Consider the following 16,924-nt stretch of genomic DNA (forward strand, 5'->3'; position numbering starts at 1 on the left):
ACCGGGATGGTGAGTCAGTAACGGGCGTTGCACATTATCAGTGCCGGGCAGGCAAGAGTTATCAGAACCCGCGCTCAGTCTCTTTTCGTACTCACATCTATGCCGGAATGCAGACCCGGACCGTGACGCCCATCACTTATCGCTATATAATCCAATGCATAACGTATTTTGAGGATGGTTAATGAAGCGCTTCTGGCAGGCATGCACACTCGGTTTACTGATACTCCTTCCGCTCTCTTCCCAGGCATCGCGCCAGATAACCGATCAGACTGGCCGCCAGGTCACGATTCCTGATCGTGTTGATCGTATTGTGGTGCTTCAGCATCAGACGCTGAACCTGCTGGTGCAGATGAACGCGACCGATAAAATCGTCGGTGTGATGGCGAACTGGAAGCAGCAGCTTGGCGACAGCTATGCCCGCCTGGCTCCTGAGCTGAATCAGAAAGCGACACTGGGGGATCTGACGCATGTTGATCCCGAAAAACTGGTGGCGCTGCATCCGCAGGTGGTGTTTGTGACCAACTATGCGCCGCATGAGATGATCGACAGCATTACCGCGCTGGGCATTCCGGTGGTGGCTATCTCACTGCGTCATGACGAGCCGGGTGAAAAGGCAAAAATGAACCCCTCTATCCGCGACGAGGAAATGGCCTATGACAAAGGACTACGTGAAGGGATTACGCTTATCGGCGAGATCATCAATAAACCGGCAGAAGCAAAAGCGCTGATTACGGCCACCGATGAGGGCCGCAAAATCGTCAGCGACCGCCTGAAGGATGTTCCGGCGGAAAAACGCATTCGCGCCTATATGGCGAACCCGGAACTGACCACCTACGGCTCAGGAAAATATACCGGCCTGATGATGCTGCATGCGGGCGCGGTCAATGTCGCCGCAGCGACCGTAAAGGGATTTAAAACCGTGTCGATGGAGCAGGTCATCGCCTGGGATCCACAGGTGATTTTTGTGCAGGACCGTTATCCCTCCGTCGTGAATGAAATCAACAGTTCACCACAGTGGCAGGCTATCGACGCGGTAAAAAATCATCGCGTCTGGCTGATGCCGGACTACGCCAAAGCATGGGGTTATCCAATGCCGGAAGCGATGGGGATTGGCGAATTGTGGATGGCGAAAAAACTCTATCCGCAGAAATTTCAGGATGTGGACATGAATAAGCTGGCCAATAAGTGGTATCAGCGCTTCTATCGCACCGCTTATCAGGGAACAGAGTGATGCGCGTACTGGCGGCGGGCAGCCTGAAAGCGGTCTGGCCCGCGCTGATGGCGTACTTTCCTGAGCCAGTTGAAACCCGGTTTGGCCCCGCCGGTTTGCTTCGCGAACGGATTGAAGCCGGTGAGCCCTGCGATCTCTTTGCTTCAGCCAGTGAGGAGCATCCGCAAAAATTGCTGAACGCTGGGCGAGCGCTGGCAGTCATACCGTTCACAACTAATAAACTCTGCATCACGGTTCGCAGCGATCGGCTACAGGCGGGAGACGACTGGTATCAGCTAGTGACCCGCGACACACTGCGGATCGCAACCTCTACGCCCACAGCCGATCCCTCTGGCGACTACGCGCAGGCCCTTTTCACCCGGATGGGCAAAGCCGGTGAAGCGGTGCGCCAGCGCGCAAAGGCACTGGTGGGTGGGCGCGACTCTGCACTCATTCCCGCAGGCAGGCTGGCGGCAGAATGGATTATCCTGGAGGATCAGGCGGATCTGTTTATCGGTTATGCCAGCCATCGGGCGGCCCTGAGTCAGATTGCCGGGCTGACAGTCGTTGATATCCCTGCGGCTTTCAATTCTGTTGCGCGCTACGCCTGTGCAGTCATTACGCCAGAGGCGCGTCGGCTGGCGGATTTTTTAGAATCTGAGCAGGCAAAAAAGGTACTGCGGGAAGCGGGGTTTGGCGGGGAGTAAATGCCTTTTCTGTCGCGGATGACTTTGCGCCCTGCCAGCATCTCGCTTTAAGGGCGCGAAACACCGCTCATTAAAGCTTAGCGAAATCCACCTTAAGCTTGTGACTGATATGTTCAGCCTGCTCGGTGGCACTATCTGCCTCGCCAGTCAGGATAAAAGCGATCGCGAAGGCGAAATCAAACGCCGCGCCCAGATCCTGTCCACTCAGCAGATTGCCATCTTTCACTACCGAGGCATTAACGTAAACGCCATCGGTGACACCTTCTGATGACGTCCCAGAACTGACATAGCGACGCCCCCTTAAAAGACCCTGTGGCGCCATCACTCTGGCCGCTGCGGAGCAAATTGGGCAGACCAGGCGGCCCGCCTCATCATGGCGGCGAATAAAATCTATCACTGCCGCATTTGCCGCCAGATTTTTGCTGCCGTCAGGACCACCCGGCACAATCACCGCATCAAACAGCCTGTCCCGATTCGCCTCCAGCAGCTCATCGGCGACAACCTTCACATGATGATAACTGTTCACTTCGCGATAGGGCTGACAGGCCAGGGTTGTAACCTGAACGCCCAGGCGTGAGAGGATGTCGAGAGTGATAATAGCCTCAGCTTCTTCAAAGCCAGGGGCAAGCAGCAGAGCAACATTCTTATCCATGAAAATTCCTTTTTAATTGGTGTGGATGAAGCAGAGAGCGTTTAATCCTGGTCTGTGCAGGCGCACCCTTTACTGATCCGAATCAAGTCTGAGCAGGGTTTTTAAACGGCAGCGGGCGACACTACCGTGGTGCGTCATGAAGTAAGTGCGTTTAAAACTCTTCCGGCTCGCCCGGCAGTGGCTCGGTCAGTTCCTGCCCCTTTACACCGGCATAGGTAATCACCAGTTCGGCTGGCTCATCCAGTGTGTAACCGCGATGCGCACTGTTGACCGTCTCATTGAGGGCTTCACCCGCATGGAAGGTGCGCTGTTCGCCGCTCTCTTTATCCTCAACAATCAGGGTGCCGGAAAGAATAAACGCCGCATTCGGCATTGGATGGGTATGCCAGGGCAATGACGTATGGGCAGGTAGCGAGAGCCGCATAACGGTCAGCTCAGGTTCGCCGGTGGGATAGGCTTCAAGAACGTCACCGTTCCAGGCCTGGCTGCTGCGCATCACTTCAACCGCGTTAATTTCGTTATCTTGCTTCGACATGGTTAATCCCTGTTAATAATCAATAGAATGCCAGTAGTGACCGATAAGTAAGCTTAGAAGAAAACTGTGTTGATGCCCGCCTGCGTTTTAATAAGCCTGTTAACAGGAATTTTCCGCCAGCGAACAGAGGGATGAAAACCGGCCATTAGCGGACTGGCTGAATGACTGATTAGTTAATGTTCAATATTTGCGTTGTGGTTATAAGATATATTCCTCAGTCAGTACGCAACCTGTGAGTTCTGTATTATCTTTGAAGCCATCAACCACCTGAGGGATTTCTGATAATGAAAGGTCTGTTTACGGCATTACTCGCCAGTTCTGTTCTACTATTATCCGCCTGCTCAAAAGATGACGATAACAAAGTTAAAGTTGCGATTAATACCGGGCCTGATGAAGCAATCTGGCAGGTGGTAAAGCAGGTGGCGAAAGATAAATACAAGCTCGATGTCGAAGTGCTTAACTTCAATGACTATGTGCTGCCAAATGAAGCGCTGAATAACAAAGAAGTTGATGCTAACGCTTTCCAGAGCCTGCCTTATCTGGAATCACAGTCTAAAGAGCGCGGCTATAAGTTTGCGGTAGTGGGTAAAACGTTCGTCTTCCCGATTGCTGCCTATTCGCACAAAATCAAGAACATCAGTGAGCTGCAGAATGGTGCCACTATCACCATCTCTAACGAAGCCACCACGCTGGGACGCAGCCTGCTGCTGCTGCAGGCGCAGGGTCTGATTAAACTTAAACCGGATGTGGGTTATTTACCGACCTCACTGGATATCATCGAAAATCCAAAAAATCTGAAGCTGGTTGAAGTGGACACCCCACAACTGACCCGCACATTAGACGATCCCAACGTGACCCTGTCGATCATTAATACTAATTTCTCGGCTCAGGCTGGATTATCAGCGCACCGCGATGGCTTATTTATGGAGAGTGCCTCATCGCCTTACGTCAATGCGCTGGTATCACGTGAAGATAATAAAGACAGCGATAAAATTCAGAAGCTGAAGTCAGCGCTGCAGTCACCGGAGGTGGCGGCCAAAGCCGAAGAAGTTTACAAGGGTGATGCGATTAAAGGCTGGTAATTCGCCTGATAATCGATCATTAACGATCAAAAAAGGCCGCACTCTGTTGCGGCCTTTTTTATATCTGCACTTTTACAGGCACATCTGCCAGCACTTATACATCCGCGCCAGCCCGCAAGATCACAGGAACGGTTACGCAGCTGCGCCTTTTGGCTGAGCAGAGAGGTGCCCTGCCCACAGACTGGCGACCCATTTCACCCCTTTAGACGTAAAACGTGCCTGAGAGAAAGCGTGCTGATTTTCGCCCGTGCCGGTATGCAGCGTAAAGTAGCCGGCCTGCATATGGTAGTGCTGCGGCGTCAGGGTGCCTTTTGCGCGATACATGATGTTGCGCTCCAGCAGAAACTGGCGAAACTCCGGTTCTTTCACTTTCAGCATTTTGCAGAGCTGCCGAAAGCCCAGCGAGTCATCAACCTCAACGAAGTTATCAAAGAACGCCGCCTTGGGTGCCGAGAGAGCCAGTTGCTGCTCCGCCGCCTGACGCTGTTCAAACTGCTCAGCCCAGGCGCGAGCGGCTTCAGCCGGATTGGTAAAGTCAGGCAGATGGGTCGTCTTCTCGCGGTCCTGCCAGCGATCCAGCACTTCTGCAGTGAAGCCTGGCGACAGGCGTGCCACGGCCAGCAGCGAGTCACGCTTGCACAGACGGTACTCCTGACGCACTTCCCCTTCCCGCTCATACTCATTCACGCTGAGCGGCTGGTAGAGACGCTGAGCCGTCTCCAGACTTTTGATTAACCGCTTCACTTCTCCGTGTGTAATACCGGTCATCTGAGCCAGTTCACGACTGCTCATTGTGACCGATTGTTCCAGAGATTTGAGGCTTTCAGTTGAAATCATCATGGGTTCACCCCTCGCTAACGCTACCAATACCCGGCGGGCAGTCGATTAATTATACAAACACCTGTTCAAATATCCAGTATTTTATTTAAGCAATAACGTAACTGGAAGCTGTTACGCAAACAACAGGGTGTGAGGCGGTTTGGCGGGCTGAAGCGTGCGTGTGGAATACCTTGCAGGAGACGTTGCAGGCTTTTGCTGCAGCATAAGCGGGTAAGCCATCGCTCAGTTATTTACATATAATCACAATGATGGACACAGACTCTTTACATTACAGTATAGTGAAGGCTGTCAGCAGGTTACTGGCCTGCCGGGCGCACTATTTTTGATTCGGGGTGCAGGGGCGCAATCTGGCCCGTTACCACTGGATGTCACCTTTTACTGGAGTAAGTCATGCAGCCGTTGAAAGTCGCCTTTATTAAAGCTAACTGGCACAGCGAAATCGTTTCTCAGGTTCTGACAGGATTCGAACAGGAACTGGAAAGCCGCGGTACCTCATATGAGATTAAGACATGGGATGTTCCGGGCGCTTTTGAAATGCCGCTGCTGGCGCAACGCCTGGCGCAGACCGGCAACTACGATGCGGTTGTCTGTGCAGCACTGGTGGTGGATGGCGGCATCTATCGCCATGATTTCGTCGCGCAGGCTGTGGTAAGTGGTCTGATGCAGGCACAGCTGGCAACCAATGTGCCCGTCTTCTCGGTGTCACTCACGCCGCATAATTTCCAGCCATCGGCCGAGTTTATCGACTTCTATACTCAGCATTTCGTGAAAAAAGGTCAGGAAGCGGCGCGTGCCGTCTGCCAGATTCACGCCCTGGAACTCTGATACGACTGTAACGAATGCTGACAATGCGTTTGCCTGCGCTGTTAAGGAGAGAAAGTTGGAAAATACACGTCCGCCTCTACCGCCCTTTACCCTGGCTGCACAGGCGATTGAAAAAGTCCGGCTGGCTGAGGATGGCTGGAACAGCCGGGATGCGGAGCGGGTCGCTCTGGCCTATTCAGCGGACAGCAAATGGCGCAATCGCGATACCTTTCTGACCGGCCGGGCAGAAATTATCGCCTTCCTGCAGCAAAAATGGCAGCGGGAGCAGCAGTATCGGCTGATTAAAGAGTTGTGGAGTTTTGACCAGAACCGGATTGCGGTGCGGTTCGCCTATGAATGGCATGACGAGCAACGGCAGTGGTATCGCTCATATGGCAACGAGAACTGGGCCTTTGATGAGCAGGGTTTAATGCAGCAGCGTTATGCCAGCATCAACGATCTGAAAATCAGTGAAGAACAGCGGCTGTTTCACTGGCCGCAGGGCCGACGCCCTGACGACCATCCTTCACTGAGCGAACTGGGCTTATAGCGCCAGCCCTTCCAGCGGAGAGCGCAGCTCTCCGCCGTCATCCACTCAGCCCTGCTCGTCCTTGTTCTCAACAAAGGTCGCTTTGTTGCGTGTGACCGTATAAGCCACCTTTTTGACATCGTCCGGTGACGTGGTCACTTCTACCGGCGCAATGGTCACCCGACCCATACCAAACAGAGTGGGTACATAGCCACCGACCTGGTGTTTTCCGGCCGGAACATGCAGCAGCATGCTTTCGCCGTTAGGCAATCTGCCGGCGTCTTTACCATCTACAGTCAGGAATACACTGGAGCCATCATCTGCGCGGGTCTTGATGTGTGAGACATCAATCTGCGTCGGGCCAGCAGCAAATTCATCTGGCGCATCGCTGGCGGCATGTTTTGCACAGCCAGTCAGTACAGCAGCAACCGTTACAACGGCGAGACTAAAACGATAACGCATTGGGCACTCTTTCTCCTGATCATCAGAACCCGCTATTTTAGCGATTTAGCGGGAGGATGTAAGGGGGATAAGAGTCGGCATGCTCTTAAAAGAGGCTTAAAAGTACCGATTTCCCGGTATATTTGCGTAAAGAATATTTACTGAATAAATAAACAGTATTTTTATTGCCTGATCGCAGCGCTTTTAACCTGCTGATCAGCATAAATTTAATCGGAGAATAACAACGAATAAGCGTAGCGTCACAGGCACATAGCGCCGATTTGCCTTAACTCTGCCTCTGTTAATTGGCTGTTATAAGGTTCATAGTGGTGGTTCATCCCCGGTTAATCCCGGCGGCCTTCCCCTCTACAGAGGGCACGATATGCATTCTTATACCACCGATACTGTTTGCGCCATAACCGGCACCCATCCCGCTAACCTGAAGAGCTGGATGAAGCAGGGATTACTGACGCCGCAGCAGTATCAGGAACGCTGGAGTGATCATCACCTCAGTGAAATCCAGACCCTGGTTGGCTTAACAGCGACTGGCGCGACGCTCGACGAAATCTGGCAAGGTCAGCAGGCTGCTTCGACGGTCACCACCTATGGCTGGGCGGCGCGCAAAGGCGACCTGCTCTGGCAACTGGAATTTGGCACACCGCTGTCGCTTTCACGCCAGATGCACACGATGTCCAGCCATTATAGCGGTGATGATTTCGTCATTAATCTGCTGCGGCCGCTGAGCGCCTGGCTTTACGCCGATCTCCGTCGGGGAGCGTCACGTCGCCTCAACCGTTTTGAGCAAACCGTGCAGCAGCAGGCGGATAAAGTCATGCGCGCCTCATCGCGCAACGAATCTTCTATTCCTCTGTTTCTGGAAGCGGTGAGCGTACTTGATAAAACCGAAATCTGGCTTGAAGCCATTCGTCTTACTGCGATGGGCTTTAATGTCGAGGTTGACTCGCGTGCAACCGGGCTGCCAGCCGTTAAAACCGACCTTCATCAGCATCATGTGATGTGGTGTGGTGCCGGCATCAGTCAGCAGATGCAGGACTATTTTGAACAGCAGAGTCTGGATGGCCATCCGGTAATGCTCAGTGGACCTGATTGTAACCTGCAATTTACCCAATCCAACGCCTCCAGCGCTGCCTGACAGCAGGCAGCGCCTTCTTTACCCCTGTTTTTCCGCGCCAGTAAATAATTTTTTTCGTTAAGAATCTCTTAAGGTGGTTCCGTATACTGGTGCCACAACCCTGACTCATTGACGAGACTAAGATGAAAAAGACCTTACTGACCTTCAGCCTTCTCCTGTTACCACTCACTTTTACTGCTGCTCACGCGGCCTCTGGCCTGACCGGTTGTGCAGCCAAAAAGCAGGAGATTGAGACCCAGCTCTCTTTTGCCCGCCAGCACAATAATACCCATCAGGTTGCCGGCCTTGAAAAAGCGCTTAGCGAAGTAAATCAGAACTGTACCGAAAGCAGTCTGCTAAAGCAGCGTCAGGAAAAAGTGGCAGAGAAAAAGTTGAAGGTACAGGAACGCGAACAGGAACTGGCTAAAGCGAAAGCAGAAGGCCGCAGCGCCAGCAAGATCCAGAAGCGCGAAGATAAACTGGCTGACGCTCGCCAGGAACTGAAAGAAGCCGAGCAGGCTCTGCATCAGTAAAACTCATTCTGGCCAGCCACTGCGCTGGCCCGTTATTCTCCCTTCCCCAGCCCTGACCCTCTCTCCTTTCTAAATACCTGATTAGCCTGCGCTATTAACGTCCAATCCATTACTTTATGTAATCCTTTGATTACTTATTCTCATGCACTTAATTGGTGCAGTAAAGTCAACATGGTTACGATCAATTATTTAACTTTTTGAACGCCCTCAAAGATTTGAAAGATAGCGATATTTCCTGTCCTATGCAGAAATTACGCACTCCACGCGCATCTTTATTCGTCTGTAAGGGGCCAGCAATACTAATCTATTCACTTACCCTGCCCCAAAACAGGGCATTACTGCGTTGTGTCATGGCTGATGCCACATCTTATTTGTTTCAGTAGTGTTAGATTAGGTCGGCGCAATGCAATGCGCTCTCCATCCACGGCTCCACACAATAAATAACTTCATTAAGAAAGGTTTTTTATGGATAAGTTATCTTATGCGTCTGAAAGCAGCACATCTGCCTGGTCCACCTATTTACAGCAAATCGACCGGGTTGCGCCCTATCTGGGCGATCTTTCACGTTGGATAGATACTTTGCGTCATCCAAAACGTGCGTTGATTGTTGATATTCCTCTCCAGATGGATGATGGCTCAATTCGCCATTTCGAAGGCTATCGCGTTCAGCACAACCTTTCGCGCGGCCCAGGAAAAGGCGGTATTCGCTACCATCCGGATGTCGACCTTAATGAAGTGATGGCGCTCTCCGCATGGATGACCATCAAATGTGCGGCGGTTAACCTGCCTTATGGCGGCGCTAAGGGCGGTATCCGCGTTGATCCGTTCAAACTGTCCGACGGTGAACTTGAGCGACTGACCCGCCGTTACACCAGCGAGATCGGCATCATCATCGGGCCGCAAAAAGATATTCCTGCGCCAGACGTCGGGACCAACAGCAAAGTGATGGCGTGGATGATGGATACCTACTCCATGAACCACGGCACAACGATTACCGGCGTTGTCACGGGCAAACCGATTCATCTGGGCGGTTCACTGGGGCGTGAAAAAGCCACCGGTCGCGGCGTGTTTATTACCGGACGCGAAGTGGCACGCCGTGCAGGTATTGAAATTGAAGGCGCACGCGTTGCGGTCCAGGGCTTCGGTAACGTCGGCAGCGAAGCGGCACGCCTGTTTGATGAGGCGGGTGCTCGTGTGGTAGTGATTCAGGATCACACCGCGACGCTGTTTAATGCCGATGGCATCAACATGGCTGCCCTGACCGAATGGCAGATCGCCAATAAGCAGATTGCCGGTTTCCCTGGTGCGCAGAGCATTGATAAAGAGGCGTTCTGGACCACAGGGATGGATATTCTGATCCCGGCGGCGCTGGAAGGTCAGATTACCCGCGAGCGTGCTGAAGTCCTGAGCTGCAAAATCGTGCTGGAAGGCGCAAACGGCCCGACCTATCCGGATGCCGATGACATGCTGGCCACCCGCGGCATTATCGTGGTGCCGGACGTGGTCTGTAATGCCGGTGGCGTGACCGTCAGCTACTTCGAGTGGGTTCAGGACATGGCCAGCTTCTTCTGGAGCGAAGATGAGATCAATCGTCGCTCAGACAAGATCATGACGGAAGCGATGGTACACGTCTGGGAAAAGTCGAAGGAGAAAGATTGCTCGCTGCGTACCGCGGCCTATATCGTGGCCTGTGAGCGTATTCTGATGGCGCGTAAAGATCGCGGTATCTACCCGGGTTAATGCCTGTGGCGCTGTTGCCTGCAGCAGCGCCCTTTTCCCTGACTACTTCATCAGCACCTGAAACTTCGGATTAAATTCATCGAAAATCGGTAAAGCGGCGGCGCCGAGAGCGGCTGTATCGCTGCCGGTCATGCCAATTTTTAGTCGCATATCGTTAAGGTAACGTCCGCGCACCGACTGATAAAGCGGCGGCAATCGCTGCACCATCTGCTCCAGCAGCGGCGCAGGCATCATCCCGCCAATAATTACCGCCTCAGCATCAAACACCGACTCCAGAATATTGATCGCCTGACGTAACGGCGTCGTCACATTCTCAATCCATGCGGTAAAACGCGCGGGTTCAATCTGCAACAGATCTTCGGGCAGCGCCCGCATTGGATCGAGACCGCAGAATTCATAAGCGGCCTGCAGCGAGACGTAACGCTCCAGACAGCCCTGATTTCCGCAGTAGCAGTCGCGACCGCCCGGCTCGACCACAATGTGTCCGATTTCGCCCGCATTATGAGCGTGGCCGGTATAGATATGACCATCGGTGAAGATCCCCGCGCCCAGGCCGGTGCCGATATAGAGATAGATAAAGGAGTTCAGGTGGCGCGCCGTGCCGTGAAAGCGTTCGCCGATGGCGGCGACCGTAGCATCATTTTCCAGCGTCACCGGCAGACCGCTAATGGTGGCGAGTTCAGCCTCGATATCGACCTGCTCCCAGCCGTTCAGCGTGGTCGGTCCCACTGATGAAATGCCCTCCACACCAAAAGGCCCTGGCATCACCACGCCAATCCCCAGCACTTTCTGCCACTGAGTACCCAGGAAGGCGCGCATCTCCTCCAGCACGCTGGCAATGCACGCCAGGGTGGCAGCAGGCTGGGGCTTTTGCACCATAACGAGGCGGCGGAAACGCACTTCGCCGCTGAGATCGACCAGAACCAGCAGCAGCGTCTGGTGATCAAGATGGATGCCGATCGACCAGGCACTGGTGGGATTGAGCGTAACCGGAATTGAGGGCTGACCACGCCCGCTGCGGCGCGGCTGGCGGCTGGTCAGCAGTTCGGCCTGCTCCAGTTCCGCCACGATATTCGAGACGGTCTGCGGCGTCAGCGCCGTCATGCGGGCCAGTTCGGCACGGGTCAGTTCACCGTGCAGACGAATAGCTTCAATCACCACACGCCGGTTGTGCGCCCGCGCATGTTCAAGGTTGGTACCCGAGGTTTTCATGTTGTTTTCCATTTCAGCGGGACCCGACAGTATTGGTCTCCGAAAGCATTCGGGCAAACAATATCTTTGATGCTGCACGCAATTCTCGCGCATCAGGATAGGCAATTTTGCCATAAAAGCGCAGTCTGAGTTTCAGCGTTGTTACGGCTTTGTTGCAATGCCCTCCGGCACTGTGGCACGCCGTTTGCTTAGATTCAGACAGGTCAGTTCACCCACTGACCAAAATTACGCCCCCGATTAAATCAATCAAATTGATTTAATTAACCGACAGCCTGTTGCTGCACAGTGGAGAAGACCATGTCACAGCGTTACACACCCCAACTAAAAGCCGGTTTTGCCGCCTTAATGATGTTAAGCGCAGGCAGCGCGGCGGCGGCCAGCCAGATCAATGCCCTGTTTATGACCCAGGCGGCGTATAGCGAAAATGATATCCGCGCGATGACGCAAAATTTTCAGAAGCAGCACCCGGATGTCAGCGTCAATCTGGAGTTTGTTCCTTATGAGGCGCTGCACGACAAGATTTTGGCGGCGCGTGGCGCGGGCGGCAATGGCTATGATGTGGTGCTGTTCGATGCCATCTGGCCGGCGGAATTCGCCCGTTTCGATCTGCTGCAGGATGTCAGCGCACGCATTACGCCAGAGGATAAAGAGAAGGTCTTCCCGGGCGCGATGAACACCGTGGTTTACAAAGGTAAAACGCTGGGTATGCCGTGGATCCTCGACACCAAATACCTTTACTACAACAAAGCGATGCTGGCTAAAGCGGGCATCACCACGCCGCCACAGACCTGGCAGCAGGTTCTGGATGACGCGAAGATCATCAAGGATAAAAAGATTGTCACCTGGCCGCTGGTCTGGAGCTGGTCCCAGGCTGAGGCGCTGGTGTGTGACTACACCACGCTTGTTTCAGGCTTTGGTGGTCAGTTCTATCAGAACGGCAAACTTAACTTCTCCAGCCCGGCTTCACTCAAGGCGCTTAACCTGATGAAAAGCTCGCTTGATGAGGGCCTGAGTAACCCGGCGTCGCGTGAATATCTGGAAGAGGATGTGCGTAAATCGTTTTCTAATGGCGATGCGGCTTTCGCGCTGAACTGGACCTACATGTACAACATGGCCAACGATCCGAAGCAGAGCAAAGTGGCGGGCGACGTTGGGATCATGCCTGCGCCCGGCGATGCGCCAGGAAAAGTGGGGGCGGTAAACGGCTCTATGGGGCTGGGGATCACCAAAGGCAGCACCCATGCCAACGAGGCCTGGCAGTACATTCAGTACATGACCTCACAGCCGGTACAAAACCAGTATGCGAAGCTCAGCCTGCCGATCTGGAAATCCTCTTATCAGGATGAGGCGGTGAAAAAGGATCAGGAGAGCCTGATCGCCGCGGCGGACAAATCACTAAACGTGATGCTGTCACGTCCGGAGACCGCTGACTATTCCCGTCTGTCGAACCAGCTGCAACAGCAGTTACAGCAGGTGTTGCTGGGTAAAGCCCCGGCGCAGGACGCGATGGCGACGGTTGATAAAAGCGCCGCCCGGCTGCGTTAAGGAGTCACGATGCTGAGTTTGCGTCAACGCGAACAGCGTCAGGCATGGGTGCTGCTGGCACCCATGTTGCTGGTGATGCTGCTGTTAACCGCCTGGCCTCTGCTGCGTACCATCTGGCTCAGCTTTACCGATGCTGCGCTGATTGGCAGTGGTGAAACGCCTGCCTGGATTGGGCTGGAAAACTATCTCTATGCGCTTAGCGATCCCGACTTTCGGGCATCGATCTGGCGCACACTCTATTTCACCCTTGTGTCTGTCACCGTTGAAGGGATTATCGGCGTGCTGGTGGCGCTGCTGCTGAATCAGAAATTCATCGGGCGCAACGTTTTGCGGGTGCTGGTGATTCTGCCGTGGGCGCTGCCGACCATCGTCAACGCCATGATGTGGCGGCTCAACTTCAACCCTGATTACGGCAGCATCAACGCCCTGCTCAGCCAGCTCGGCATCATTGACGGCTATCGCAGCTGGCTGGGATCGCCGGAGGCGGCGCTCAACGCGGTGATGTTTGCGGATATCTGGAAAAACTATCCGCTGGTCACCCTGCTGGTGCTGGCGGCGCTGCAGTCGATCCCCGAGGATCTGTTTGAAGCGGCACGACTGGACGGTGCCTCCGCCTGGCGGCGTTTCCGGGCGATTACCTTCCCGGCGATTGTTGCACCGCTCGGCGTCGCGCTGGTGTTACGCACCATCGATGCCTTTAAAATCTTCGACATCATCTACGTGATGACGCGCGGCGGCCCGGTGGACAGCACCAAAACCCTGAGCTTTTTCGTTTATCAGGAGTCGTTCAGCTATCTGCGTGCCGGCAGCGGTGCCGCCTACGCGATACTGATGACCCTGATGTGCGCCCTTCTGATCACGCTCTATCTGCTGATGTTATGGCATCAGCGCCGCCGGAGTACCGCTTATGAAAACTAAACTGCGACGGGTGCTGCGCTACGGGGCTGCGCTGCTGGTCGCCGTCAGCATTCTGGCCCCGATGGGCTGGCTGTTTCTGATGAGCGTCAGTTCTGCCAGCGATCTCTCCCGCGTGCCGCTGGAGTGGCTGCCGCGTCAATGGGATTTCAGCCGCTATCAGGGGCTGATTTCGCTGGCACCAAATCAGCCCGGCAACGTTTTCCTGCACGCGCTGGGTAACAGTTTGCTGGTGGCGACGGTGGCCACAGCGATCTCGCTGCTGCTGGCGATACCCGCGGCGTTCAGCTTCTCACGCTACAGTGGTCGTGATGCCTGGCTTTCCGGCGCTCTGGCAATCTATATGGTGCCGCCCGTGGCGTTTGTGCTGCCGCTCTACTTTCTGCTGCAACAACTGGGGCTGCTCAACACCCGTCCCGGCCTGGTGATGGTCTACTGCTCACTGATCCTGCCGTTTCTGACCTGGATGCTGAAGAACCAGTTCGACTCACTGCCACGTGATATCGAACAGGCAGCACGGCTTGATGGCCTGCGCTTCTGGCAGGTTCTGCTGCGCATTACGCTGCCGCTGGCAAAGCCGGTGCTGGGCGCTGCCGCGCTGTTCGGCTGGCTGCTCGCCTGGGATGAGTTTTTCTACGCGCTGCTGTTCACCAGCAATATTTCGGCACAGACCCTGCCGGTCGCCATTGCCGGTTTTACCGCAGGACGCGCGACCGATGACGGGCTGATCGCGGCAATCGGCATTCTGGCTTCGGTGCCGCCACTGTTTATTGCCATCTGGTTGCAGAAGACGCTGGTCAGCGGTCTCACCAGCGGCGGAAGTAAGGGATAATTATGGTCACTACCCTCACGCCCACCCTCTATGTGGTGGGCAATATAAATGTTGATTTAATCATGAGTACGCTCAGCGACTGGCCGCAGCGCGGCACGGAAGTGATGCTGCAGCACAGCGAGTTACGTCCCGGCGGGTCCGCAGGTAACTGTGCGCTGGCGCTGGAGGCGATGCAGGTGCCGCATCGGGCCATTGCCAATCAGGGCGACGATGGCTTCAGTCACTGGCTCGCCAGTCACTTTCCTCATAGCGCTGCATACTGGCCGCGCTATGCCTGTGAAACCTCGCTGACGGTAGGCGTGACCCATCCCGATAACGAACGCTCGTTTCTCAGCAATCACGGCCATATTACCGTGCTGACCGCGGACGATGTGCTGGCCCAGTTGCCGTCGCAGGCGACGTCGGGCGACATCGTACTGCTGTGCGGCACCTTTCTCTGTCTGGAACTCTATGATCACTACCCGGCGCTGCTGGCCGCGCTGCAACAGCGTGGCTTCTGTGTCGCCGTGGATACCGGCTGGCCGCCTGCGGGCTGGAGCGATGGGCTTCGCTTACAGATTGGCAACTGGTTAGCGGACTGTGACTGGCTGCTGCTGAATGAGGTGGAAGCGCTGGGCTTATCGGGCGCAGAACTGCTGGATCAAAGCGGTAAACAGCTGGCGGCCCGGCTCAGTGGTCGCGGCGGCTGTGTGATTAAGTGTGGCGCAGAGGGCGCACGTCTCTGGTCTGCCGCCTCTGTGCAGTATGCTGCTGCCCAGCCGGTGACGGTGGTAGATACCATTGGTGCCGGTGACAGTTTTAATGCCGGTTTTCTTACTGCACTGCTCTATCACCAGCCATCGCACACGGCGCTGCGCTGGGGCATTGAAGTGGCATCACAGGCGATAAGCAGCTCACCGCGCCGCTATCCCAGCTGGCAACAACTCCAACTATCAAATGAGGTGCGCTGACCATGGCCAGTGTTGAACTTGTACAGGTGGCGAAGCGCTACGGTAAACAGAGCGTGCTGCACCCGCTGGATTTAACCATTCCTGATGGCAGTTTCACTGTGCTGGTCGGCCCCTCCGGCTGCGGCAAATCAACCCTGCTGCGGCTGCTTGCCGGTCTGGATACCGTCTCTGACGGGGCGATCATGCTGGATAAAAAACGCATTAACGATCTCGATCCTGCTGACCGGGATATCGCCATGGTGTTTCAGAGCTATGCGCTCTATCCGCATCTCACCGTCGCGGAGAATCTGGCGTTTCACATGCAGGTGAAAAAGGTGAAGCGCGAGGAGCAAAAAAGCAAAATCGCCCGCATTGCCGGCATTCTCGGCATCGATCAGCTGCTGCAGCGTTATCCAAGAGCGTTGTCGGGTGGACAGCGGCAGCGCGTGGCGATGGGCCGCGCCATGGTGCGCAATCCGCAGGTGTTTCTGTTTGATGAGCCGCTTTCTAATCTTGATGCGCAGTTACGCATGGAGCTGCGGGCCGAGATTAAGTCGCTGCATCAGCGTTTCAAAACCACCATGGTCTATGTTACCCATGATCAGGTTGAGGCGATGACGCTGGCGGATCAGATTGTAGTGATGAAAGAAGGGGTCATTGTGCAACAGGGTGCGCCGCTGGCGATTTATGACCGCCCGGTAAACACCTTCGTGGCGCGGTTTATCGGTTCACCGCCAATGAATCTGCTGGATGCCCGTTTCCAGACACGCGATGGGCTGCCTGGCGTCTGCTGTGGCGAGCAGTGGCTGCCGTTGCCGCGTCGCTGGCACAGTGCGGCACAGCAGCAGGCCGATCAGCCGGTCACGCTTGGCGTACGACCCCACGATCTGATTTTTGATGCCAGCGGGCAACCGGCGGCGGTCAATATTGTTGAGATCACCGGCGAATCGACCCTGCTACATCTGAACTGGCAGGGTTTCCCGCTGCATATGCAACTGACCGGCCGCAGCGATGCCGTGCCTGGCGCAACGCTGCCGGTGACCGTTAATCCGGATAAAATGCATTTGTTTGATGCCAGCAGCGGTGTGCGGCTGACGGAGCAGTGATAAAAATAAACCCGCCAGCGGTAATGTCAGTCAGTTAAGCGACAGGTTATAACGCAGTCTGGTGCCGGGCAGGGGCTGGCGGTCCTCGCGCCGCTGCGCGGTCCCTTCACTTCATTCCTCTGCCTGACGGACCGCCGGGGATGGCACATCCTGTGCCGCCCCGCCTTTCGCCCGCGTCCT

At 55.0% G+C, this 16,924-nt stretch carries 18 protein-coding genes; 13 read left to right on the forward strand and 5 right to left on the reverse strand.

Annotated elements, in window-relative coordinates; genetic code table 11:
- Positions 1 to 181: 181 nt before the first annotated feature.
- Complete coding sequence (locus NR201_RS08540; RefSeq protein WP_033768993.1) at positions 182 to 1,231, forward strand: ABC transporter substrate-binding protein; 1,050 nt, start codon at positions 182 to 184, stop codon at positions 1,229 to 1,231.
- A complete protein-coding gene (locus NR201_RS08545) occupies positions 1,231 to 1,917 on the forward strand; it encodes a molybdate ABC transporter substrate-binding protein (RefSeq protein ID WP_256849653.1) in 687 nt (228 codons plus the stop codon). Before NR201_RS08540 ends, NR201_RS08545 begins: the two co-directional genes overlap by 1 nt.
- Before the next feature lie 70 nt (positions 1,918 to 1,987).
- On the opposite strand, the gene NR201_RS08550 is transcribed toward NR201_RS08545, so the two are convergent.
- Together NR201_RS08550 and NR201_RS08555 are read right to left on the reverse strand one after the other, a co-directional pair.
- On the reverse strand, positions 1,988 to 2,569 hold the full coding sequence (locus NR201_RS08550) for a DJ-1/PfpI family protein (protein WP_256849654.1): 582 nt from the start codon (positions 2,567 to 2,569) through the stop codon (positions 1,988 to 1,990).
- 151 nt (positions 2,570 to 2,720) lie between these two features.
- Complete coding sequence (locus NR201_RS08555) at positions 2,721 to 3,104, reverse strand: cupin domain-containing protein (protein WP_010670360.1); 384 nt, start codon at positions 3,102 to 3,104, stop codon at positions 2,721 to 2,723.
- 284 nt (positions 3,105 to 3,388) lie between these two features.
- On the opposite strand from NR201_RS08555, the gene NR201_RS08560 reads away from it, so the two are divergent.
- Positions 3,389 to 4,186 carry a MetQ/NlpA family ABC transporter substrate-binding protein gene (locus NR201_RS08560; protein WP_010247110.1) on the forward strand — a complete coding sequence of 266 codons (798 nt, stop codon included), beginning with the start codon at positions 3,389 to 3,391 and terminating at the stop codon, positions 4,184 to 4,186.
- 132 nt (positions 4,187 to 4,318) lie between these two features.
- Here the strand turns inward: NR201_RS08560 and NR201_RS08565 are convergent, their stop codons facing one another.
- A complete protein-coding gene (locus NR201_RS08565) occupies positions 4,319 to 5,026 on the reverse strand; it encodes a phage antirepressor KilAC domain-containing protein (RefSeq protein WP_256849655.1) in 708 nt (235 codons plus the stop codon).
- Between the two features lie 390 nt (positions 5,027 to 5,416).
- Here NR201_RS08565 and NR201_RS08570 point away from each other — a divergent pair, with 390 nt between their 5' ends.
- Together NR201_RS08570 and NR201_RS08575 are read left to right on the forward strand one after the other, a co-directional pair.
- Positions 5,417 to 5,851, forward strand: a complete 435-nt coding sequence (locus NR201_RS08570) for a 6,7-dimethyl-8-ribityllumazine synthase (protein WP_033768985.1) — start codon at positions 5,417 to 5,419, stop codon at positions 5,849 to 5,851.
- Between the two features lie 55 nt (positions 5,852 to 5,906).
- Positions 5,907 to 6,380 (forward strand): nuclear transport factor 2 family protein, encoded by a 474-nt coding sequence (locus NR201_RS08575; protein WP_010247104.1) that lies wholly within the window; start codon positions 5,907 to 5,909, stop codon positions 6,378 to 6,380.
- Positions 6,381 to 6,425: 45 nt separating this feature from the next.
- Here the strand turns inward: NR201_RS08575 and NR201_RS08580 are convergent, their stop codons facing one another.
- Positions 6,426 to 6,821 carry a hypothetical protein gene (locus NR201_RS08580; protein ID WP_033760447.1) on the reverse strand — a complete coding sequence of 132 codons (396 nt, stop codon included), beginning with the start codon at positions 6,819 to 6,821 and terminating at the stop codon, positions 6,426 to 6,428.
- A 361-nt stretch (positions 6,822 to 7,182) separates the two neighbouring features.
- On the opposite strand from NR201_RS08580, the gene NR201_RS08585 reads away from it, so the two are divergent.
- The 3 genes from NR201_RS08585 (at position 7,183) to NR201_RS08595 (ending at position 10,205) form a co-directional block, all read left to right on the forward strand.
- Positions 7,183 to 7,953 (forward strand): MerR family transcriptional regulator, encoded by a 771-nt coding sequence (locus tag NR201_RS08585; RefSeq protein ID WP_089414773.1) that lies wholly within the window; start codon positions 7,183 to 7,185, stop codon positions 7,951 to 7,953.
- A 122-nt stretch (positions 7,954 to 8,075) separates the two neighbouring features.
- Positions 8,076 to 8,465, forward strand: a complete 390-nt coding sequence (locus NR201_RS08590; RefSeq protein ID WP_010247098.1) for a DUF1090 domain-containing protein — start codon at positions 8,076 to 8,078, stop codon at positions 8,463 to 8,465.
- A 465-nt stretch (positions 8,466 to 8,930) separates the two neighbouring features.
- Positions 8,931 to 10,205 carry a Glu/Leu/Phe/Val dehydrogenase gene (locus tag NR201_RS08595; protein WP_010247095.1) on the forward strand — a complete coding sequence of 425 codons (1,275 nt, stop codon included), beginning with the start codon at positions 8,931 to 8,933 and terminating at the stop codon, positions 10,203 to 10,205.
- Between the two features lie 42 nt (positions 10,206 to 10,247).
- On the opposite strand, the gene NR201_RS08600 is transcribed toward NR201_RS08595, so the two are convergent.
- Complete coding sequence (locus NR201_RS08600) at positions 10,248 to 11,417, reverse strand: ROK family transcriptional regulator (RefSeq protein ID WP_033787030.1); 1,170 nt, start codon at positions 11,415 to 11,417, stop codon at positions 10,248 to 10,250.
- A 297-nt stretch (positions 11,418 to 11,714) separates the two neighbouring features.
- Between NR201_RS08600 and NR201_RS08605 the strand changes: the two genes are divergently transcribed.
- From NR201_RS08605 to NR201_RS08625, 5 genes are read left to right on the forward strand one after another with little or no spacing between them, the layout of a single operon-like run.
- Positions 11,715 to 12,962 carry an extracellular solute-binding protein gene (locus NR201_RS08605; RefSeq protein WP_256849656.1) on the forward strand — a complete coding sequence of 416 codons (1,248 nt, stop codon included), beginning with the start codon at positions 11,715 to 11,717 and terminating at the stop codon, positions 12,960 to 12,962.
- Between the two features lie 9 nt (positions 12,963 to 12,971).
- Positions 12,972 to 13,880, forward strand: coding sequence for a carbohydrate ABC transporter permease (locus NR201_RS08610; protein ID WP_022624334.1), 909 nt, complete (start codon positions 12,972 to 12,974; stop codon positions 13,878 to 13,880).
- Positions 13,870 to 14,709, forward strand: coding sequence for a carbohydrate ABC transporter permease (locus tag NR201_RS08615; RefSeq protein ID WP_022624335.1), 840 nt, complete (start codon positions 13,870 to 13,872; stop codon positions 14,707 to 14,709). Before NR201_RS08610 ends, NR201_RS08615 begins: the two co-directional genes overlap by 11 nt.
- A 2-nt stretch (positions 14,710 to 14,711) precedes the next feature.
- The gene (locus NR201_RS08620; RefSeq protein ID WP_158132322.1) at positions 14,712 to 15,659 is read left to right on the forward strand and encodes a carbohydrate kinase family protein; all 948 of its coding nucleotides are present in this window, start codon (positions 14,712 to 14,714) and stop codon (positions 15,657 to 15,659) included.
- 2 nt (positions 15,660 to 15,661) lie between these two features.
- The gene (locus NR201_RS08625; protein ID WP_256849657.1) at positions 15,662 to 16,744 is read left to right on the forward strand and encodes an ABC transporter ATP-binding protein; all 1,083 of its coding nucleotides are present in this window, start codon (positions 15,662 to 15,664) and stop codon (positions 16,742 to 16,744) included.
- Positions 16,745 to 16,924 lie beyond the last annotated feature (180 nt).

This window comes from Pantoea sp. Fr-CA_6 (genome assembly GCF_024520895.1).
Lineage (GTDB): Bacteria > Pseudomonadota > Gammaproteobacteria > Enterobacterales > Enterobacteriaceae > Pantoea > Pantoea agglomerans.